The 22,886-nt window shown below is 28.6% G+C and carries 17 protein-coding genes; 14 read left to right on the top strand and 3 right to left on the bottom strand.

The window, feature by feature from the left end:
* The first annotated feature begins 100 nt into the window (after positions 1-100).
* The 7 genes from dnaA (at position 101) to MCJ_RS00035 (ending at position 7,194) form a co-directional block, all read left to right on the top strand.
* The gene (gene dnaA, locus MCJ_RS00005) at positions 101-1,513 is read left to right on the top strand and encodes a chromosomal replication initiator protein DnaA (RefSeq protein ID WP_012751218.1); all 1,413 of its coding nucleotides are present in this window, start codon (positions 101-103) and stop codon (positions 1,511-1,513) included.
* 126 nt (positions 1,514-1,639) lie between these two features.
* Positions 1,640-2,740 carry a DNA polymerase III subunit beta gene (locus MCJ_RS00010; RefSeq protein WP_012751219.1) on the top strand — a complete coding sequence of 367 codons (1,101 nt, stop codon included), beginning with the start codon at positions 1,640-1,642 and terminating at the stop codon, positions 2,738-2,740.
* Entirely contained in the window at positions 2,734-2,952 is a 219-nt protein-coding gene (locus tag MCJ_RS00015; protein WP_012751220.1) for an RNA-binding S4 domain-containing protein, read from the top strand. Before MCJ_RS00010 ends, MCJ_RS00015 begins: the two co-directional genes overlap by 7 nt.
* Entirely contained in the window at positions 2,942-4,783 is a 1,842-nt protein-coding gene (mnmG, locus tag MCJ_RS00020) for a tRNA uridine-5-carboxymethylaminomethyl(34) synthesis enzyme MnmG (protein WP_012751221.1), read from the top strand. Before MCJ_RS00015 ends, mnmG begins: the two co-directional genes overlap by 11 nt.
* A 2-nt stretch (positions 4,784-4,785) precedes the next feature.
* A complete protein-coding gene (locus tag MCJ_RS00025) occupies positions 4,786-5,244 on the top strand; it encodes a 23S rRNA (pseudouridine(1915)-N(3))-methyltransferase RlmH (RefSeq protein ID WP_012751222.1) in 459 nt (152 codons plus the stop codon).
* Between the two features lie 2 nt (positions 5,245-5,246).
* The gene (locus MCJ_RS00030; RefSeq protein ID WP_012751223.1) at positions 5,247-6,233 is read left to right on the top strand and encodes a DHH family phosphoesterase; all 987 of its coding nucleotides are present in this window, start codon (positions 5,247-5,249) and stop codon (positions 6,231-6,233) included.
* On the top strand, positions 6,214-7,194 hold the full coding sequence (locus MCJ_RS00035) for a DHH family phosphoesterase (RefSeq protein WP_012751224.1): 981 nt from the start codon (positions 6,214-6,216) through the stop codon (positions 7,192-7,194). Before MCJ_RS00030 ends, MCJ_RS00035 begins: the two co-directional genes overlap by 20 nt.
* Before the next feature lie 60 nt (positions 7,195-7,254).
* Here the strand turns inward: MCJ_RS00035 and nrdE are convergent, their stop codons facing one another.
* Genes nrdE through nrdF form a run of 3 tightly spaced genes read right to left on the bottom strand, consistent with a single transcriptional unit; the run spans position 7,255 to position 10,913 of the window.
* Positions 7,255-9,420, bottom strand: a complete 2,166-nt coding sequence (nrdE, locus tag MCJ_RS00040; protein ID WP_408631362.1) for a class 1b ribonucleoside-diphosphate reductase subunit alpha — start codon at positions 9,418-9,420, stop codon at positions 7,255-7,257.
* Positions 9,404-9,877, bottom strand: coding sequence for a class Ib ribonucleoside-diphosphate reductase assembly flavoprotein NrdI (nrdI, locus tag MCJ_RS00045; RefSeq protein WP_012751226.1), 474 nt, complete (start codon positions 9,875-9,877; stop codon positions 9,404-9,406). The genes nrdE and nrdI overlap by 17 nt, the downstream gene beginning before the upstream one ends.
* Before the next feature lies 1 nt (position 9,878).
* Positions 9,879-10,913: a class 1b ribonucleoside-diphosphate reductase subunit beta gene (gene nrdF / locus MCJ_RS00050; protein WP_012751227.1), complete on the bottom strand. Its 1,035-nt coding sequence runs from the start codon at positions 10,911-10,913 to the stop codon at positions 9,879-9,881.
* Positions 10,914-11,652: 739 nt separating this feature from the next.
* Here nrdF and MCJ_RS00055 point away from each other — a divergent pair.
* From MCJ_RS00055 to MCJ_RS00085, 7 genes are all read left to right on the top strand, one after another.
* A complete protein-coding gene (locus MCJ_RS00055) occupies positions 11,653-13,791 on the top strand; it encodes a P68 family surface lipoprotein (RefSeq protein ID WP_012751229.1) in 2,139 nt (712 codons plus the stop codon).
* Positions 13,792-13,807: 16 nt separating this feature from the next.
* Positions 13,808-16,015, top strand: a complete 2,208-nt coding sequence (locus MCJ_RS00060) for a P68 family surface lipoprotein (protein ID WP_012751230.1) — start codon at positions 13,808-13,810, stop codon at positions 16,013-16,015.
* Between the two features lie 67 nt (positions 16,016-16,082).
* Positions 16,083-18,209, top strand: a complete 2,127-nt coding sequence (locus MCJ_RS00065) for a P68 family surface lipoprotein (RefSeq protein ID WP_012751231.1) — start codon at positions 16,083-16,085, stop codon at positions 18,207-18,209.
* A gap of 21 nt (positions 18,210-18,230) precedes the next feature.
* Positions 18,231-19,148 carry a thermonuclease family protein gene (locus MCJ_RS00070; protein WP_012751232.1) on the top strand — a complete coding sequence of 306 codons (918 nt, stop codon included), beginning with the start codon at positions 18,231-18,233 and terminating at the stop codon, positions 19,146-19,148.
* A 2-nt stretch (positions 19,149-19,150) separates the two neighbouring features.
* Positions 19,151-20,962, top strand: coding sequence for an ATP-binding cassette domain-containing protein (locus MCJ_RS00075; RefSeq protein WP_012751233.1), 1,812 nt, complete (start codon positions 19,151-19,153; stop codon positions 20,960-20,962).
* The gene (locus MCJ_RS00080) at positions 20,962-21,966 is read left to right on the top strand and encodes a carbohydrate ABC transporter permease (protein ID WP_012751234.1); all 1,005 of its coding nucleotides are present in this window, start codon (positions 20,962-20,964) and stop codon (positions 21,964-21,966) included. The genes MCJ_RS00075 and MCJ_RS00080 overlap by 1 nt, the downstream gene beginning before the upstream one ends.
* The gene (locus tag MCJ_RS00085) at positions 21,929-22,885 is read left to right on the top strand and encodes a carbohydrate ABC transporter permease (RefSeq protein ID WP_041594458.1); all 957 of its coding nucleotides are present in this window, start codon (positions 21,929-21,931) and stop codon (positions 22,883-22,885) included. The genes MCJ_RS00080 and MCJ_RS00085 overlap by 38 nt, the downstream gene beginning before the upstream one ends.
* Position 22,886: the final 1 nt, after the last annotated feature.

The raw sequence follows: 22,886 nt of genomic DNA on the forward strand, positions 1-22,886 counted from the left end.
TTACAAATTTTACCACAAATTAAGATATATTTAATTAAAATGGATTATTTAGCTTTATAATTTCAATTATTATAATACCCAAAAAAGGTAGGAATAAAAATTGAATAAAACAGATTTAGAGATTAAAACAATCAATCTAAAACAATCTCTTGAAGAGTTTATAAATGATAATATGATTTTTAATAATTTTTTCAAAAATATTAAAATAATTTCTGAAAATGAAAGTCAAATTATCATCGATGTTGATAATGTTAAAGTAAAAAAAGAGCTAAATTCAAAATGAAAAGGTCTTTTAGAAAGAGCTTTTATCAATATAGGTATTAGAAAAATTATAACATTTAATGGTTTAAGTGAAACAAATAACTCTTCAAATGACAAGCAAGAGGAAGTTGTTGAAAAGCAAGATGAGGAAATAAATTTTAAGGTTGAGATTTTAAACTTAGAATTAAAACACAACAATATTATTGCCAAATACACTATCGAAAATTTTGTTCAAGGTAATTATAACAAAATGGTCTTTGGAGTTTATCACAATATTATTGAAAAAAATAAATTTTTTTCACCTTTGTTTATTTACGGTGCTTCTGGAGTTGGAAAAACTCACTTTTTAAGCGCTTTAGGAAACTCCTTTATAAAAAAGGATAAAAAGGTTTTTTATATCAATGATTATAAATTTACTTCCATTGTAACTAGTTGATTAAGAGATAAAAATGAATATAGCAAAATAAATCAGTTTATAGAATGATTGTCCACTATTGATGTATTAATTATTGATGATATTCAAGGTTTTGGTAATAAAACAAGAACATTGTCTATTTTATTCCAAATAATAAATAAATTCATTGAAGAAGACAAGCAAATTGTTATCGCTTCTGATACCCCCCCTAATATTTTGGGAGGTTTTGAAGATCGACTGATAACAAGATTTAAAAGTGGTTTGGTAATTGAAATGAACAAACCAACAAAAGAAGATTTTGTAAAAATCTTTAAATTCAAAATTGAAGAAGAAGGTTTGGATAAATATTATTGAAGTCCTGAAGCTATCGATTTTTTATCAAGGCATTTCCACAATTCAATAAGGGATATGGAGGGAGCTTTAAAAAAGATAATATTTTATATCCAAACTGATGAAAGCTTCTATGAAAATCCAGATTTTTCTTTCTCACTAGAAAAGATTTTAGAAATTTTTGAAGAACAAAAGAAATTCTCCCAAAAAACTACCTATGAAGTAATAATTAAAGAAACGTGTGACTTTTTAGGTGTTGATAGTAAGCTAGTTTTTGGTAAATCAAGAGTTAGAGAAATTGTAAAAGCACGTAATATATCAATTTGAATAATTAAAAATCTTTTAGATTATACACATGTTAACATAGGTAAAATATTTGGTGACCGTGATCATTCAACAATTGTCTCTATTTTAAAGAATGTTGATAGAGAAAAAGCACAAAATGAAGCTTTTAATTATGAAATAACAGAGATTCAAAAGAAAATTAACACATTAAGTAAACAATAAATCAACATTAAAAAAAGTGTTAAAAAGCTTTTATTTGCTTGTATTTTAAAAGTTTTCAACATTTTAAGCTTTTTATTGTTATTATTATTTAATTAAATAAATAAGTAAGTAAATAAAAGAGGAAGTATGAAATTTAAAATAAAAAAAGAAATTTTTGAAAAAGAAATCGAAAGAACATCAAATGGTATATTTGTTCAAGGGAATTCTCCACTCTCTGGGTATTATTTAAAAGCAACAAGAGAAGGTTTGTCAATTATAAGTACAAATGGCGAATTATCATTTAAATCTTTTATTAATAGTGATAAAATTGACATCATTGAAGTTGGAATTTGTTTAATAGATGGCTTTTTTTTAAAAAACATTATTAAAAAAAGTGAAAATTTTATAAATTTCGAAATAAAATCAACAGAAGCTTTAATTTCATGAGAAAACGCTAGTTTTAGCAAGGTTTTAAAGGATCATACTATTTTTCCAGAAGTAAATTTTGATCCAATTGGAATTAAAGTAAAAGTTAATGCTAAAGAGTTAAAAAAAGCTATTAAAAACACACATTTTGCAGCTTCTTCTAATGTTAATAGCCCTATTTTGTCATCTATTAATATTAAATCTCAAGACAATATTTTGATATTCTCTGCAACTGATACTAACAGATTTGCTTCTGATAAAATTTCGATCTCAGAACCTGTTGATATCGATGTTTCAATAAATTCTGAAAATTTAAAAAATTTCATTCCTTCCGAAGTAGAAGGGGAAATTGAGTTATTTGTAAGCGAAAATAAAGTAAATTTTACTTACGATAATTTAACTATCCAAACAAAAGTTTTAAATGTTCCTTATAAAGACATATCTAATGTAATCCCGAAACCAGAAAGTTTAATATATAGACTGAAAATAGAAAAAAAAGAGATTTTAAGCTTAATCGACAAGGCAACAGTTATCGCCCCTGGTAAAGACAGTGCTATAACTTTTCACTTATCAAAAAAAGAGATTACCGCCTCTATTAGCAAACAAGAAACCGGACAATCAAAGGTAAAAAGTGATAAAGTCATTAAATATTCAGGTGAAGATGTTTTAATAAATGTTAACTTCAAATATTTAAAGGATGCAATTTCTGTTTTTGACAAAGACATAAATATTTTTGTAGATGAAAGAAAAACAAGGATTTTGATCATCTCAGAACATGAAAAAACTATAACTCAACTAGTTGGACTGGTGCTAAAATGATAGTTAGAATTAGAGGTTCATACATAACCATTGGTCAACTTTTGAAAAAAGAAAATTTTGTCAATTCCGGAGGTGAGAGTAAGTTCTTCCTTTTGGAAAATGTGGTTAAAATAAACGGTATTAGAGTAACTACACGTTCTACCAAAGTTAGAATTGATGATTTTGTTTGAATAAATGATGAATTAATTGAAATAAAGGCAATCGATGAAAGATAATAAAAAATTTGATGCAATAGTAGTTGGTGGTGGGCACGCTGGTGTTGAAGCTGTCTTTGCTTTAGCTAAAAAAGGTTTAAAAGTTGCACTAATAACACTTTCTAAGAATAAATTAGCATCAATGCCCTGTAATCCTTCAATTGGTGGATCAGCTAAAGGAATTATAACAAGGGAAATTGATGCACTTGGTGGTGTGCAAGCAAAATTCGCTGATCAAGCGATGATTCAAATTAAAATTTTAAACGAATCCAAAGGTCCTGCAGTACGTGCTATTCGTACGCAAATTGACAAAGAGAAATATTCAAAAGCAGTTCTTTCAAGTATGAAAAAATTGAACAATGTCTTCATTTTTGAAGACATTGTTTTAGAATTGCTTGTCAAAAACAAAAAAGTTTATGGAGTTAGATCTCAAAAAAATGGTGATTTTTTTGCAAAAGCTGTCATTATAACGACTGGAACATATTTAGATTCAAAAGTTCTTCGCGGCTCTTCTTCTGTATCTTCAGGACCTGATGGTCAAATCACATCAGATCAGTTATCAAAAAATTTAATTAAATTAGGTTTTGATCTTCAACGTTTAAAAACGGGTACACCACCGCGAATTTATACGGATTCTATAGATTTTAGTGAAGTTGAAAAAGAAGATGTTCCACTTTTAAATATTAATTTTTCTTTTTCTTCGAAAAAGCGAATTAAGAAACAAATTTCTTGTTATTTAACTTATACTAGCCCAAAAACTCACGAAATAATTATGCAAAATCTTGATAAATCTTCAATGTATTCAGGATTAATTAAAGGCATCGGACCTCGTTATTGTCCTTCTGTTGAAGACAAAATTGTTCGTTTTTCAACAAAAGAACGACATCAAATATTTTTTGAACCAGAAACCAAAAAACAAGATATTATGTACATAAATGGTTTATCAACTTCAATGCCTGAAGATGTTCAAATCCAAATGGTTAAAAGCATACCAGGTTTGAAAAATGCTAGAATCGCAAAGTTTGGCTATGCAATTGAGTATGATGCTATAAATCCTCTAGAATTAAAACCTAGTTTAGAGACAAAAAAAATAAAATCCTTGTTTATGGCAGGGCAAATAAATGGGACAAGTGGTTATGAGGAAGCAGCTGCTCAAGGTTTGATTGCTGGGATTAATGCTGGGCAAAAAATTGAAGGTAAAAGAGCTATAAAAATTTTAAGAAATGATGGTTACATCGGAGTTTTAATAGATGATTTGGTAACCAAAGGCACCAAAGAACCTTATCGTATGTTGACCTCAAGAGCTGAATATAGGTTGATTTTGCGCAATGATAATGCTGATATAAGAATGGCAAAATATGCTTACAAAAGTGGTACAATAACTAAGGAAGAATACTTAAAAGTTATTCAAAAATATAGGTTAATTGATAAAAAAATATCACAACTTGATAAAGAATTTGTATCACCAAAAGATGAGTTGGGTAAAAAATATAATGTTTTAAATGGTATTTCTAAACTTAAATTAATTTCACGTCCTGATACTGATTATAAAGATATTGTAAAAGACTTTGAATTTGGATATGAGTTGATGGTTTTGTGTAGACTTAAAGGTTATATTCAGAAGCAAAACAATGCTGCACAAAAAATGATACGCCTTGAACATCTTAGAATTCCTGAATCACTAAATTATTCAGAGGTGGCAAATTTATCTTCTGAGGCACTCGACAAACTAAAAAAAGTCAAACCAAAAACCATCGGTCAAGCAAGCAGAATAAGTGGTATTAACCCTGCTGATATTCAAATGCTTTTGTTCCATTTAAAAGTTTTAAAAATAGAAAAAAATAAAAACTAAAAATGAATATAACACTAATTTTCTTTGGTTCAAAAAGTCCTGATTACCACAGTTTATATCAAAAAGAAATTAACAAGATCAAACAATTTAAGTATAATATAAAATTATTACAATTAGGCGAAGACAAAAATAGTAATCTTGAGTTAAAAAAGAAAAAAGAGACCTTGGCAATAATAGAAAAAATACCAAAAAATGCACAAACTTTTCTTTTTAGTGAAAGAGGTAAATTAATATCTTCAATGGATTTTTCAACAACTTTAAACCATGCTAATATTTGTTATATAATTGGCGGTTCTGAAGGTGTAGATGAAGATTTGATCCGCCAATTACGACCAGATATTATTTTTTTGTCATTAGGTAAAATTGTTTTTCCACACAAAATATTTAAATTAATTGTTCTCGAACAAATTTATCGAGGATTGACTATAAAATATAATCGAAAATATCATAGAGGAAGTTAGAAATGAAAAAAGGAAATTATAAAAACATCGAAAAACAAATAGAAAAATATGAAAATATTTTTGTTTTCCACCATATTAGACCTGATGGAGATTGTCTTGGAGCACAACACGGTTTGGCGCTTGCAATTCGTAAAAGATTCCCTAAAAAGAACACTTTTTTAATCGGGGACACTGAAGGTGCTCTTAATTTTATGAATTTTTATATCGACGATGAAAGCAAAATTGATAAAAAATATTTTGAAAATTCTTTAGCAATCGTAGTTGATACCGCAGATATTAAAAGAATTCAAAAAGGTGACTTGATAACCTCGGGTAAATTTAGCGCTGCCATTAAAATTGATCACCACCCACTTACCAATAACGAAGAAATTTATACACATTCTTGAGTAGATACATCTTTTGTTGCAGCTTCTGAAATGATTGGTTACTTTTTGATGAGCAATAAATGAGAAATAGATGCTGAAATTGCACAATATGTCTACCTTGGTATCTTAACAGATTCAGGAAGATTTTTATTCGCTTCAACCTCTGCTAGAACATTCAAAGTGGCTGCTTTTTTAATGAAAACAGGATTTGATTTTGCAAAATTAAATTGATATTTAGCTAAAAAATCACAGGAAGAAATTGATTTTACTGCCCATGTTTTATCAAACTATAAAAAAGAAGGAAAAGTTATTTGATTTCACGTTACAAAAAGAATTCAAGATAAATTCAAATTAAAAGAAGAACAAGCCGTCGGAGTTAACATGTTGGCAAATATAGGTGATAATAGAATTTGAATTTTCTTTATCGATACTGACGGGATGATAAGGGTAAGAATTAGATCAAATGGTCCAATTGTTAATCAAATTGCAGTAGAACACGGAGGTGGTGGCCATGCCCTTGCAGCTGGTATTACTATTCAAAAAAGATCACAAATTAAACAAATTGTTGATCGCTCAGTACTCTTAGTTAAGGAATTTGAAGAAAATGAAAACAGGAAACAATAAAGATGTTGTTGAAATAATTAAACAATATCAAAAAATAGTAATATTTCATCATATTAGACCTGATGGTGATTGTTTGGGTTCACAATCAGGTTTAAAACAATTAATTTTAGATAACTTTCAAGATAAAACAGTTTATGCTGTTGGTGATACAAAAAATTCTTATTGATTTATGAATATCGAGTTAGATAATTTTGCTAGCCCTGAAGAATTAGATGGCGCACTTGCAATAATAGTTGATGCTAATTTTAAGGAACGAATTGAATTTTCTTACCTTTTTGAAAAGGTAAAATTTGCTAAAATAATTAGAATTGATCACCATCCTAATGATGACGATTTAGGTGAAGCTTACCGTTGAGTAGATTCGTCTTTTATAGCTTGCGCAGAGCAAATAAGTCAATTAGCAATTGAGAATAATCTTGCTATTTCTAAAAGAACTGCCGAGTTTTTATATCTTGGTATTTATACAGATTCAGGTCGCTTTTTATACGCAAATACAACAGCTAGAACTCATTTTTTAGCAGCTAAATTAATGGAAACAGGCTTTGATTTCCAAAGAATTCATACTCATTTAAATAGTAAAAAAATTAGTGATCTTGAGTTTGAAAATTATATTTTTTTGCATAAAAAAATATATCAAAATGTAATTTATTACACTTTAGATTTAGATGAGCAAAAAAAGTTGCACAAAAATCCTGCTCAAGCTACAAGACCAAATATTTTAGCAAATATCGAGAATTTTTACATATGAGTATCTTTAGTTCAAGAAGAGGCTAAAAAATGAAGAGTTGAATTTCGCTCCTCAGGTCCAAATGTTAGAAATGTAGCCCTAAAATGAGGTGGTGGTGGACACTTGCAAGCTTCAGGTGCTATTTTGGATAGTTTAGATAAAATTGATTCTTTAATAAAAGATTGTCAACTTGAATGTGATCTCTTTATAGAAGCTAAAAACAAAACAAATTAAAGTTGTCAAAAAACAAAAAAAAACGTATAATTTTATACGTTTTTTTTTTGTTTTTTCAAATTAAATTACGCAGGCTTCACATTCGTCATATTTTTCACTATCTTCTAGAACTTCTTGTCTAATTCTTACATAGTAAATAGAACCGCAACCCTTTTTAAAAGCGTGTATATAAGCTTTGTTGAGATCTCTAGTTGTTGCCTTGTCTGTTAAGAAAAGAGTTAGTGAAATTGATTGATCAATATGTTTTTGTGCTTCAGCAGCTATATTAATTATAGGAATTGGTCCTAATTCATAGGCTCCTTTTGCATAGTAGCGCATATTATCAAAATTTATTTTATAAGCAGGGACATAAACTCGACCTAATTTACCTTCTTTTCTAACTTCGACAGGAGAGACTACTGGTTGTAATGAAGGCGTACATGAATTGAGGTAGGAAATTGATCCAGTAGGTGCAATTGCCATTAAATGTGAATTGGCAAGCCCAACTCTTTTAATATTTTCAACTAAATCTATTCAGTCTTGTTTAGTTGGGATTTCCACTTTATAGTGGGCAAAAATCTCCTTAATTTTTTGGGTTTTAGGCTCGAATTCTCCAGATTTTGCTTTAGTATATTTGTCAAAATAAGAACCATTAGCAAATTTAGTGTTTTCAAAACCACTAAATGGACCAAATTTTTGTGCTAAGATTGAAGAAGATTTAAAGGCATGAAATGCCATTGTATAAAAGAAGATGTTTGTAAAATCTAGCGCTTCTGGTGAGTCATAAAAAATTTGGTTTTGAGATAGAAAACCATGAAGATTCATAGCGCCTAGGCCGACAGCGTGATTTAATTTGTTACCCTTTTCAATAGAAGGCGCAGCTGATAAATCAGAATTTCGAGAAACGTGATCGAGAGCTAAAATGGAGTAGTAAACCATTTCGCCAAATTCTTTTCCTGACTTCATTGCCTTATCAATGTTTAAAGAACCTAGATTACAACAAATATCTTGCCCGATTTTGCTAAAAGTTAAATCTGGTAGATATTCGCTTGGTGTTGAAGGTTGTGCTATTTCACTACATAAATTAGACATCACTATTCTGTTTGGGTGAGCATTTCTTTTGTTGACTGTATCTTCAAAAAGAATGTAAGGATATCCGCTTTCAAAATGCAACTCTGCTATTAAGGTAAAGAGTTTTCTTGCGCTAATAAATGTCTTTTTAATTCTATCATTATTTAATAAATTATAGTATTCTTCTGTTATTGAAATATCACTAAAAGCTTTTCCATATTCATTTTGGACATCATAAACACTAAAAAGCGCCATATCTTGGTTGTTTTTAGCTAGCTCGAAAGTGATATCAGGAATTACCACACCTAATGATAAAGATTTAATTCTAATTTTTTCATCAGCATTTTCTCTTTTAGTATCTAGGAAATTTAAAATATCTGGGTGGTGAACATTCAAATAAACGGCTCCTGCTCCTTGACGTTGTCCAAGTTGGTTTGCGTATGAAAAAGAGTCTTCAAGAATTTTCATAACCGGAATAACACCAGTGGCTTGGTTTTCAATTTTTTTAATAGGAGCGCCTTGTTCTCTTAAGTTGGAAAGTAAAACACTAACCCCGCCACCTCTTTTTGATAATTGTAGGGAAGTTGTAACAGCTCTTGAAATTGATTCCATATTATCTTCAACACGAATTAGATAACAAGAAATAAATTCTCCACGATTTAGTTTACCAGCGTTTAAAAATGTTGGAGTAGCAGGTTGGAATCTACCTAACATGATTTGGCGCAAAATTTTACTTGCCTTTTCATAATTACCACGAGCTAAAAACAAAGCATTCATTAAAGCACGATCTTCAAAATGTTCAAGGTATTGTTGGCCATCATTAGATTTGAGAGCATAACTTAAATAAAATTTGAAAGCACCCATAAATGAAGGAAAAAAGTGTTTATAACTATAAGCTTGTTCATTAAGTTTTTCAAGTTCATCAAAAGTATATTCATTGATAACTTGTGGGTCATAAAATTTATTTTCGATTAACCATTGAATTCTTTGGTGAAAATTTTCAAATTTTCTAAATTTAGGTTCAATGTGATTTTGAATATAACTTTTTGCCGCTTGTAAATCAAACTTATAAGCTTCTTTGTATTTTGTAAATAATTTTGATTTAGCATTTAATGCAATATATTCTTCTGAAATACTACCAGTTAGATTAATTTGTTGTTTATTTTTGTTCATTATTTTCCTTTTTCCAAAAATTATTTAGAATTTCTTGCACATTTTTTACATCATCAGATGTTCCTAAAAGTTCAAACTGATATAAAAAAGGAACGTTTAATTTTTTAGATAAAATAGTTCCTGCTAGAGCAAAAGTATCTCCAAAATTTGTATTGCCAGAAGCAACGACTCCTCTACATAATTTACGATTTTGCTCATTATTTAAGAATTTAATAACTTGCTTTGGTACAGCGCCTGAAGTAAATTCTCCCCCACCTCCATAAGTTGGAGAAAACAAAACATATTCTTTGTCTACAGATAATGACTCTGGTGTATCGACAGGAATACGTTTATTTTCAACACCTAATTTTTGAATAAAACGGTGTGTGTTATTGGAAATTGAAGAAAAGTAAACAACAAATACTCGACCTTTTGGATAGACAATCTCATTTTTATCAACTAATTTAATATCTTTGTGCATCTTAAAATTCCCAGTCCTCATCTTCAGTTTCTTCTGTTACACCCATAACATATGATGAACCATTTCCAGAGAAAAAATCATGGTTTTCATCTGCACGAGCTGATAGTTGGTTAAAAATTTCAGGTTCTATTCTTGTTTCTTCTTCACTAAAAGGAGAATCGTATCCTAAATTTTGCAAGAATTTTCCAGCATTGTAAACACTAAATCTAATTGCCGGTTCAGCTAAGTCAACTTCTTCATATAATTCATATAAGTATTCTTTTTCAAGATCAATTAATTTATACAAGAGATCAAAAACAAAATCCTTCATTTCTTGTTGTTTTTCAGGACTTAATTTTTCAACTTTTCTTTGATATTTATATCCTGAGTAGTAGTTGTGAATCACCTTATCACGCAAAATTAATCTAATAATATCGGAGGTATTTGGTAATTTAGATCTTGCAGAAAGGTAAAAAGGCAAGTAAAAACCACCATACAATAAAAATCCAGGCATCATCGCGGCTGCAACTTTGGATTTTAAAGGATCGTCACTAACATAAAAAGGTATTAAAGCTTTAGCTCTTTCTTGCAATTTTTTATTATTAATAACTCATTCGTGAGCTTCTTCAATTTCTTCGCTAGTACATAATGTTGAAAAAATAGTACCATAAGAGCGAGCATGCACACCCACCATAAAAGCAAAGTTAGCATAAATAACTTGTTCATGGTCAGTTAAAGAGTGTTGAATTTGGGCAACATCACCAATTGTGGCTTGGATTGTATCTAGTAAAGTCAATCCTGTAAAAGTTCTAGTGATTAATCTTTGTCATACAGGAGATAAACTTCTTCATGTATCTAAATCGTTAGAAACTGGGATTTTTTCAGGAATTCAGAAGTTTTGTACAACACGATTTCAAACTTCTAAATCTTTTGGATCGTTAATCACATTTCAGTTAACAGATCGCATTTTTCCTTGAAAATTATTCAGAGCAAATTCGAGTGGTGAAACTGATTTGTTGTAATATTCGTTTTTAATTTTTATTTTACTTGCTTTCATAACCTTTTTACCTCATATCATATTATTTTTAGCTTATTTTTTGGTTTTAAACAAGTTTTAAAATAAGCTAAAGAGAAAATAAAAAATCCATTTTTTTAAAAAAGAATTTGTGTAGAATAATTATAATAAAAAATTTTTAATTCAAACAATTTAAATAAATTTTATTATTAGAAATGGGTGTTTTATCTTTTCTAAAAAATCTATTTTTTATCATAAAAGCTTTATTTTTATAGCTTCTTTGTAGTTTGATAAATTTTTTTTGATTGTAAATTAAAATTGGGAAAATGAAAATAGCTTTGTTTTGGACTAAAATTAACTATTGAATATTGCAAAATTTCAAAATTAGTGTTTATTTTTATAGCTAATAAGAAAAAATAGTAAAGATTTAATGTTTGTATTTACAGCAAACAATTGTTTTAAAATGAAAAATCAAAAATGTAGAAAAAAACAAAAAATATCAATAATTTTTATTAAATAGTCTTGTTTATAAAGTGGATATGATTTAGAGTGATTTGCCAAAATACGGCAAAATTACTTCAATTTATTCCAATTTAAGTCTAATTTGATAAATAAATAGCAATAATTATTTATGATTTTTTAAAAAATATTATAATTATTGACAAATGAAGAACACAGTAATTTTTTTGTCGAAGTTAATACTTCCAAAAAGTAATTTTTTACTGTGTTTTTTGTTTTTTAAATCTTTAAAAATTTTTAAAAATGGAGTAAAAAAATAAAAATGAAACTAAAAAAATCACATCTTAAAAGTTCCTTGCTATTAGGTGTTCCAGTAGCAGGTTTATTACTTTCATCTTGTGGTGTTTCCCGTTTTGAGGCAGTGGAAGATCATGAATTGAAAATTCAGGTTACCTTTGCTGAACATGAAGATCGTTACAAAGCTTTAAAACAAGTGGTAGATATCTGGAATGAATTGCCAGAAGTTAAAAATGATTCAAACAATAAATATTTACCTATTAAACTTGATAGATATCTAGGTAACTATACAGAAATGCAAAGTGATTTAGCAAAATTATTAGTTACTAAAGATAGAAATAAATTACCTAATTTAATTTTTAACTATCCAACAACAGCTGCGTTGGCTTTTAGTTATGATATGGGATTAAGATTTGATGATAATCCTGAATTAAAAGAGGCTATCCAACAAACTTACCCTTCTAATTTTTTAGAGCTTAATTCACAGATTACAGGCGTTGATCCTAATGGAATTTATACAATTCCTGTTGTTAAATCAACAAGAACCATAGTTGCTAGCGGTCCAGTTATTAATTATATAATTGAACAAGCAACTGCAAACGGTGCAACAATTAAAGCCGAAGACAAAGCTTTTTTTGATACTAATTTTAAAAAATCTGATACAGATGCAGAACAAATCAAAAAACTTTGAGGTAAAATAACTAAAATACCTCAAGACCAAGGTGGTTTTGAAGGTTATGAGTTTACCTCTGATATTTTTAAATATAACTATAAATTATTTGATTTTGCATTAAGAGTTAAAAAGAGCTTTTCTAAAATAAGTAGTAGAGGTGGAAAAGATTCAGCTCAATTTGTAATGGGAGTTGATGATTCAGCAAACTTATTTTATTTAAGTAATTTTGCAAAAGCCGGAGGAAAATTTGATGACTTCCTTTTTGGACTAAAAAAAGATGGCTCACAAATCGATTATTCAACACTTTTTAAAGACAAAAATTCATCTCGCTACAAAAACGCTAAAGATGTTTTTGAACATATCAAGCCTTTAATTGAAACTGATACTTTATTTTATAGTGGTCGAATTGGTGGTGATTTAAATTCAAACACCTTACTTAACAATCACCAATTAGCATTTGCTATTCAAACATCCTCTAATTATCCAAAACGTTTTGTTGCAAACGATAAAATTACTACTAGTCTAGAAATTTCAGTTGATAATACTACTTCACCAATAATTGCCAACTCTAAAGATCAAGTATACAAACTTTCAAAAGCAAGTCAAACAAACTCTACTAATATTTTAGTTAATTTAGACAGTGTTCTTGTTACTAACAAACAAATTCAAATTATCACTACTAAAAAACCAGAAGGTGATAATAGTGAAAACATTTATTTAGATCCTCAGGACGAAAAAGATAGCAAAACTATTGAAAATATAAAAAAATTTATCGAAAACAAACAAGACGGCAATCTTGGATATCTAGTTACTGGAAAAGCTATTTCTAGAACATTTAAAAAAGTTAAAGACAAAAGTGTTATAGTCTCAGCTTCTGGTGGTTCAGATAGTAAAGACTTATATCTAATAGATAGTTCCAAGGCTTCTATAACCACAAGAGGTGGTTCCGAAACTTTAAATGAAAATGAAGTTGTATTTTTACCAGAACCTATCAAAAACGATCCTAGTGAACCAAAAAGCACTATCACTTATCAAGGACCAGATCTAATTGGAATTCATGCTAATGCTGAAGAAGATGAAGCAGTCAAAGTATTTTCTAAATGACTTATTACAGCCAGTCAAACTTTTAATTACAAAGAAAATGATCAAGAAAAAAGTTTTACAGGAACCCCATCAGAATACATAGCTTTTCGTGGTTTTTATCTAGCACCTACCATTAAAAATTTCCAATCAGATCCATCAGATAAAACTAAGTTTCCACAAAACCCATTATACAAACAATTATTTACTTCATTTCAAAATGCGTATAAAAATAAAGAAGATTTTGCAATTTATTTCGACCCTATTGATAATAATTCTGGTGTCTTTCGAACAAAAATATCAGACACAATCACTCAGGCAGGTAAACAAATTTTAGATAATGAAAAAATTGATTTTGATAAATTCTTAGAATTGCTTAAAAGAAATGTAGGTTCTATCTTACAAGAGTAGTAAAATCGGATAAATAATGACAAAAAAGATTAGTAAATTAACAAAAAAAACTCTATTTACCACATTTTCATTAGCGCCCTTATTGACTTTAGCATCATGTCAAGTAGTTACACGTTTTGACCAAGTTGAAGATAATGTTATTAAATTAGGACATATTTTTACACCAAGTAAAACAGATTCAAGATTTTTTGCTTTGGAAAAAATTATGCACAAATGAAATAACTTAGATGATGTTAAAAACGGAACAACTTCCAAATTAGAATTGTCACATTTTTCTGGAAACTATGAAGGCATGATTAGAAATCTGAGCGTTCTTTTAGAAACAAAAGATAGACAAAAATCAATTAATTTAGCTCTTAATTATCCTTCACTTGCTGCACTTTTAAATCGATATGATATGTTATTAAATTTCGCTGATAACCAAGATTTAAAAACAACAATAAATGAAACTTTTGTTGACGAATTTTTAGTTGAAAATAAAAATATTGTCGGCTTAGATGATAAAGGAATTTGAACAATCCCGGTAACTAAAGCTAGCAAAACTTTAATTATTAACAAACCACTTTTAAGTTACATAGTAACATCAGCTTTAGAATCTGCAGATTCCAAATCTACTATAAAAGGTGAGGATAAAAAGTTTTTTGAAAATTTAGATAAAACAAAAACAGATGTTGATTTTATTAAAAAAGTTTGGGGTGACTATCAAAAATTACCACTTGATCAAGGCGGTTTAGATGGTTATGAATTTAGCAAAGAAAAGTTAGAAAATTACAAAGATTTATTTGATTTATCAATTAGAATTAAAAAATCTTTTCCAGATGCTAATAAAAAAGATAAACAAGCTAATTTAAGAGCCCAATGACCAATTGGCTTTAACGATGGAGTTAGTGTTTGATTTGCTTCTAATTTTGCAGAAGCAAATGGGAATTACAATGATTTTATTTTTCATAATAGTGAAAAAGATGGAAATATTTTTGAATACACTTTAGATCAATCTCCTGATAGTAAAGGTTATCAAATTGCTAAAAAAACATATGAGCAATTTAATGAATTACAGCAAAATGATGCAGCAGCTTATTTTGGTCCAGTAACCAGAGATACTGCACAAGCCACTGATTGATTGGTAAGACACCAAATGGTTTTTGCCATCACTTCTACAACATCATATAGGCGTAAATTCTTACCTGAAGGTCAATATTTTTTCAATATTTATGAAAAAGAAAAAAGTTTTAGCTTACCAATTTCAAGCACAACTCAACTTTGAAATATTAGTAAACCAACTGATAAAAAAGATGAAAATGTGATAGCTCAAATTAGTCAAGTTATAAGCAATGACAAATCTTTTGTTATTGTAGGTGTTAAGCCTACTAAAAACGACAAAAATCCAGACAACAATATTTATTTAGATCCAAAAAAAGATGGATCAATTATTGAAAATATTAAAAAAGTTTTAAATGATAATCAAGATGGTGGTTTTTTAACCTCTGATAGAACTTTAATCTCTCTTGGTTCAGAAGGTTTTGATAAAACTGATTTTTACCAAAAACTCTATAAAAATGAAGACGAAAGCAAAAAAGATACAAACAAAAATACTAAGTCTAAACAAAGTAAATATGTATTTATTAAAAAAACAGGCAATATCAATGTAAAAAACATTGGTGGTGAAGAAACACTTAATAAAAATGAGGTTTTATTTCTACAAGAACCTGTTAAAAATGAGATTTCTAATACTAAAAAAACCATAACTTACCAAGGTCCTTCTTTAATTGGCATGCATGCAAATAAACAAGAAAATGAATCTAGTTATAAATTTGTGAAGTGATTTATTTCATCTCAAGAGAGTTTTGAATATGAAGATTCTAAGGGAAAAAAACACATATTTAATGGAACACCAAATGAATTTTTAGCTTTTCAAAGTAATTATCTTGTACCTTCAAAATCAACATTTAGTTCCGATATAAAAGATGCAACTAAATTCCCTCAAAACCCTCTTTTTGAACTAATTTACAACAATTTTAAAACGGTTAGCCAAAACCCAAATGAATATGCTTTATTTTCTGAACCAACTAGTCAAGATAGTTCATTTTTCCGTTCGGCGGTTCGTAACAGTTTAGCACAAATTGATTCATTAATAAGGCAAAATGAAAGTGAAAATAAAGCTACTAAAAAAATTAATTTTGAAGAATTTATAAAAGGTATAAAGAAAAACATTATAAATAAATAAAAAAAGTTTAAAATAATTATATGGATTATACTTTAAGTATAAAGTAAAAATAAGGAGTAATATTTATATGAAAACAAAATTTAATAAGACAAAATTATTAGCAATTTCATCAACATTAGGTCTTGGTGTTGCTGCTTTTGTATCTTGTGGAGTTTCTGGTGGAGTTTCATCTTCGCGTTATGATACAGCTAAAGATGGAAAAATAGTTTTTGGTCATAGTTTTAGTTCAACAGGAAACGAAGCAAAAGTAATTGATGCAATAGTTAAAGCTTGAAATGAACAAGCTAAAGATCTTCCTGGTCATTTACCTATGGAAATTAGCCCTTTTAGTGGTAGTTATAATGGTGCAGCTAGTCAAATTAACACATATTTAGAATCTAGGGATAAAAATAAATTACCAAATATTATTACTAACTATCCTTCATTTTTAGCTATTGTTAATAAATATGACATGACTTTACCTTTTGTTAGCGATTTTGAAAGTCAGACAACAAGCTCTAGTGAATCAGAAGTTGTAAAAAATGCAGAAGATTCAGTTCGCAAATTTTTAAAAGAAAAAACCGCTCCCACCTTTTTAGACATCAACAAAGAAATACCACTTTTAGATCCAAAAGGAATATATTCAATACCTTTTGCAAAATCAACTGAAATTTTATCAATTAACCAAATGGTTTTAGGTTATATTATTGATCAAGCAACTAAAAGTACTACTAATCCAGCAACAATTGCTGAAGATTCAAAAGAATTTTTTGGGAAAATGACCGCTTTAATTAATAATGAACAGAAAAAAGCTGATTTAGAAGAAGTTAAAAAAATCTGAAAAGAATATTCACCATCAGAACAAGGTCTTTCAGGTTATGTTTTCAAAAGAGAAACATTTAATAATTATACTGACCTTTTTGATTTAGCAAGAAGAATTAAAGTTGCCTTCCCAAAATCAACTGAAGGAAATGATTTAACAAAAGCTAAAGCTGTTTTTGGTATTGATACCTCACCAAATGCTATTTTTGAACTTGTTTCATCAGTAAATAATGGTGATAAATCAAAAAATATTAGTGTTTTAAATAGAGACATTCAGCAAGTTGATTATACTTCTTATTTCAATGATAAAAATTCTGACCGTTATAAATCATTTAAGTTAGCATATGATTTATTAAAATCAGGAATTAAGGATAAAAGTACATATTATTCAGCTTCAGGAGAATTTAATTCATCATTTTTCAAAAATCACCAGGAAGTTTTCTCCACTGGATCATCTGCTGGTTACTTCCACAATTTCTTTGAAAAAAATAATAAAAAAACTACTTTAACTTTTAAAGATAAAAGTGGTGCAGAAAAATCTGTTAATATTGATAAACCACAATTTAGTGTTACTATTGATAAAAACACAACTTTTGAAAAGGAAGAAAAAGGTTCAAGATATAAATTTAAATCACCATCAAGTGGAATTAGATTTTCTAAAAAAACCAAAGAAAAAGTTGAAGAATTTATTAAAACTTTAAAAGACGACGAAAAAACCTTCTTATTTACATCAGAAGAACTTATAAAAGGGATTGATCCAGAAGTTGTACAAAATTTAGATAATGATACTAAATTCAAACCTTTTGTAGTTAAAGTTAGCAATTTTGTTTCTGTTGCAACCCAAGATGCTAATAGCCAGTTAAATGAAGATGAATTATTAGTAATTTCTGCACCAACTCAATACGCAAATGATTCAAAGTATTCAAAAAGCGTTATTTCTCAAGGTCCAGATTTAATCGGAATTCATGCTAACAAAGAAGAAGATGAAGCTACAAAAGTATTTGTTAATTGATTCCTAACTGCACAAGTTCAATATCCAGCTAGTTTATCAAAAAATGAAAAAAAGACAAAAACTATGACAGGTATTGATTTTTGAACACAAAACACTTCATATATAACTCCTTTTAAGGAAACTTTTGAAAACACTAAATTTGCAACTGACAGAAATTTAGGAAAACGTGTTTCTTGAGAACAATTTAAAAAATTCTTTGGTCAAAATGAAAGTAATTATAATTTAATTTATGATGCTGCCGATTCGCAATCAGCAAGTTTTAGATCAGGATTGAGATCTGCTTTTGATTCAGTTCAAAGTCGAGCAATTCAAGGGGAAGATGTTGATTTTGATGGATTTTTAAGAATTTTAAAAACAAACCTAGGACCATCCTTTTCTTAATACTTCAAGAAATAATAAATCATGATTAAAAAGTTAAAAGTTTTCATACTCCCGATCATTTCTTTTGCTGGTTTTACTTCCTTTATTGCGTGTTCACCAAATTTAACAAATAATAATTTTTCAAATTCTGCCAAATATTATCCAATTGAACAATTTGATAAATCTCCTTTCGAAGACATACAAAATCAAAATAGTTCTTATTATAAAGAAATTCAAAAATTTTTAAATCAGAATTATCAATGAACTCAAGAAGATAAAATAAAATATCAACGGGAAATACTTCCAGATGAAAAATATTTTGAATCACTTGAAGCTACTCTTACAAAATGATTTGACGGTGATACAGCTGAAGTTAAAACTAAAAGCAATAGATTTCCAGAACCAATTAGAATTCGTTTTGAAAGTATTGACACAGCTGAAACTGGAAGTCAAAAAACTGGAAAATATGTAGAAACAACTGGACTTGAAAAGAAATATGCAGAGCAAGCCAAAATTTTTGGTAAAGCATTATTACCAGAAGGTTCAGTCGTGCACCTTGTATTTAAAAAACCTGACCCAGCAAGATCTTTTAATAGATATGTTGGAAATATATATTTTGGACATGACGGTTTTTACAAGAACTACAATGTTGAAATTGCAAAAGCTGGACTTGCTGTCCCTATTCTCTCAAATATATCTGATGTAACAGATCCAACAAAAATTTATTATTATTCATCTATAAAACAATCAGCTGCACTAATTGATGCTGTTAAAAAAGGTTATGGATTTTTCCAAGAAAAACATGATAATTCACCTGAATCAATAAACAATCTTATTTCTTCAATTTATGAGACTCGTGGATCTTCCAATGTTGCTAGTTTTCTAGGACTAGAAAAGGATAAAAATAATAATGTTTTTGATAGATATGAGTTTGCACTTTCAATACAAAAAGGAAAATAAAAATGAATACTCAAGATAAACATAATAATTTAGCAAAAGAAATTCAAGAGCTAAAAATAGCTGCTGATAATCATTATAAAACTAAATCATCTATCCCAGCTATTGAGATTAAGGATTTAAAAATCGATTTTGGTGAAACTTTAGCAGTTGACCAAGCCAATTTAAAGGTTTATAAAGGTGAATTAGTAACCCTACTTGGTCCATCAGGATCTGGAAAGACAACTATTCTAAATGCGATTGCTGGACTTCTAACACCAACTTCAGGGCAAATCATTTTTAATGGTGAAGAGGTAACTAAAAAAACACCTCAACAAAGAAAAATAGGTTTAGTTTTTCAAAACTATGCACTGTATCCTCACCTAAATGTCTATGATAATATTGCTTTTCCACTAACAAATGATAAAAAATGAAAACAAAAAGTTTTTGAAAAATCACTTTTGGCAAGAGTAAATGCAAATTCAATTGTCTTTTCAAAAAATGGGGCATCTGAAGAAGAAATAAAAACATATAAATCACATTTATATAACTACATTGATGTTTATAAACAGCAAGAGCGCATTTATAACGAAAAACACAATAGTTTATATCAAAAATTAAATCAATTAAAAACAGATTATGAGTTGATTGATGCTCACAAACAAGCAGAAATTAACAAGAAAACTAATGAATTTTTAAAATATGGAAAAACAGCTTCAGTTTTTTCAATGTTTATTAAAAAAATTCAAGATGCTACTAAAGGAATTCACCACAGTGGAGCTGCTTGTCCTGTAGTAAATGCGAAAACCTTAAACAAGAATTATAAAGAAGAAATTTCACAAATTAAAAAGAAAGCTAAAAAAGCAAAAGAACTACAAAAAAGTTTGATTCAAGCAGAACAAGAGCGAATCAAAAATTCTCATGAATTTGCTCAACTTTCTAAGATAAAAGAAGGTATTCAAACTTATAAAAAAGCAACTTATAAAATTTTTTCAGATTTTGAAGTCTCCTTAACACAACGTTATTCTTTAAATACAAAGAGTTTAACTCCTGAAGAATTAGTAGAATATGAAGAATTTAAAAAGCAAATTCTCACTGAAAAACAAGCTATTAATAATCAAGTTTTAAAAACTGCTGAAAAAGTAGAAATTACTAAAAACTTAACAAAAAAACCAACTAAATTATCTGGAGGTCAACAACAAAGAGTTGCTATTGCGCGCGGTATTGTAAGACACCCTGATATACTACTTATGGATGAACCTCTTTCCAACTTGGATGCCAAATTAAGAATTCAAACTAGACAATGAATTCGTAAAATTCAAACAGATATTGGAATTACAACTGTTTTTGTTACTCATGATCAAGAAGAAGCGATGTCCATTTCTGACAGAATTGTTTGCATGTCAACAGGTTATATTCAACAAATTGGTAGTCCACTTGAGTTATACAATACACCAAAAAATGAATTTGTGGCAACTTTTTTAGGTGTGCCAGAAATGAACATTTTTACAGCAAATTATGATATCGAAAATGCACGAATTGTGGCTAACAATAGATTAATTATGGAAAATTTTAAAAATTATAATAAGCAACAAATTCGTGTGGGAATTCGTGCTGAGCATATTCAAGAACTACCTAGTGGAAATATGATAGGAAATATTAAATCGTTAGAATATCTAGGAAAAGATATTTTAGCTAAAGTAGAACTTGAAGACTTTGGAACTATTAATACCTTTTTAAGATCAAAATCTTCATATGAAATTGGTGAGACAGTAAGACTTTATTTTGATCCATCAAAATTACATTTATTTGACATTGATACAAAAGAGAGAATCTAATGAATTTAATTTCAAATTGACTATATTTAAGACGTATAAAAAAGAAGAATATTGATTTAGGTATTTTAGATAAAAAAACAAAATTTTGAAAACCTTTTTTGCTTCTTTTGCCTTCAATTTTAGTTATTCTTATTTTTACTTTCTTACCTTTTATTTTCTCAGTTACAAAATCTTTTAGCGTTCAAATCAATCCGAATCGTGCATCTTCAATTAAATTTGGATTTAATAACTTTACTAGAGTTTTGTATGACGAAAATTTCCAAATTGCTGTTCGAAATTCAGCAATTTATGCATTAGTTGCTTTGCCAATTACTTTAGTTATTAGTTTAATAATTGCATCAACATTAGCATCACTTCATCGTAAATATGCTCGTGGTTTTTGACAAACAGTTTTCTTTTTACCATATGTAACTTCAGGAATTGCAGTCTCAGTGGCCTTTGCATTTATTTTTGATTCTGAAAATGGGTTTATAAATTCGATTTTTAACATCAATGTTCGATGATTGAATAGTGGAAGAAACAATAGTTTTTTAGCACTTTTAGTTATTCTAGCCTCAGGTGTTTGAAGAAATTTAGCTTTTGAAGTTTTAATCTTAACAACTGCTATGGTTTCTGTAAATCCTGTTTTATATAAAGCAGCGGCAATTGATGGCGCTTCTAAGACAACTCAATTTTTTAGAATCACACTGCCTTCAGTTTCCAAAACAATCAACTTCTTAATAACAATTGGAATAATTTCTGGAATTAAAGTCTTTCCAATTGGGATTTTCCCAGATACTTCCAACGCTACTTTAAATGGGGGTCAAACAATGTTATTATTTATTTATAGAGAGGTTTCTGAATCTCGATTTGCACTAGCCGGATCTGCAACCATCTACCTATTTATTTTTGGTGTAGCACTTTCAATTGTTGTTAAAAAAGGTCTTAATTCAATTACTTGATTATGAGCTTATATGGGAGAAAGAAATGTTTATAACAAAATTAAAAATACGAAAACATTTTAGTGATTTAAAAGCTAAAAAAATTAGTGAAACTATTACTTCACAAGTTCGTGATACAACAATTTGAAGTAGCATTTTTTCATTGATATCAAAGTTTTTAGTTCTCTTTATTTTTGGAATCTTTATTATCTTTCCTTTCTATTTCATGTTGGTTTATGCACTTGCCCCTGAAGAACAAATTTTAGATGGTAGAACTGCGATATACTGACCAAAATATTTTGATTTTTCTAATTTTGCAAAAGCAGCACAAGAAGGCTACTTTGAAGCTCTAGGTTGAACAGTTTTAGTAACATTAATCTCAGTGGTGGCTAAAATTTTCTTCTCAATGACTTTTGGTTATGCCTTTTCATTGAAAAAATGAAAATTTAAAAAACTTTCATGAGTTATTTTTCTGTCAATTTTAGTCTTACCAGAAACTGCATTATTAACAGGTCAATATCGAATTATGGTTTTACTACAATGAAATATAGGACCACAAACCATTTTAGCACTAACTGCACCATTTGTAGCATCTGTTTTTTCTGGTTTTATGTTTAGAAATGCTTTTGAAGATATCCCAGATCGAATTAAAGAAGCTTCTATGGTTGATGGTTGTTCTAATGTGAAATACTTTTTTAAAGTAGCTATTCCGATGGTAACACCAACAATTTGAACAGTAGGTATTTTGACAGCTTTTGCTGCTTGAAATTCTACTTTATGACCACTTTTAATCTTACAGGGTACCAAAACTTCAACTCTTAATATTTGATTATTAAATGTTGGTAAGGCTGGCGAAGAAGACCAAGTAGCATCCGGATTTTTCAAAAATATAAGAATGGCAGGAGCTATTTTAACTATTTTACCAATGTTTATTATTTACTTTGGTTTTAGAAAAAGAATACTCAAAGCTATTTCTCGTCAAGGATCAACTGTTAAGGGGTAAT

The sequence above is a fragment of the Mesomycoplasma conjunctivae genome (genome assembly GCF_000026765.1).
Classification (GTDB): Bacteria; Bacillota_I; Bacilli_A; order Mycoplasmatales; family Metamycoplasmataceae; genus Mesomycoplasma; species Mesomycoplasma conjunctivae.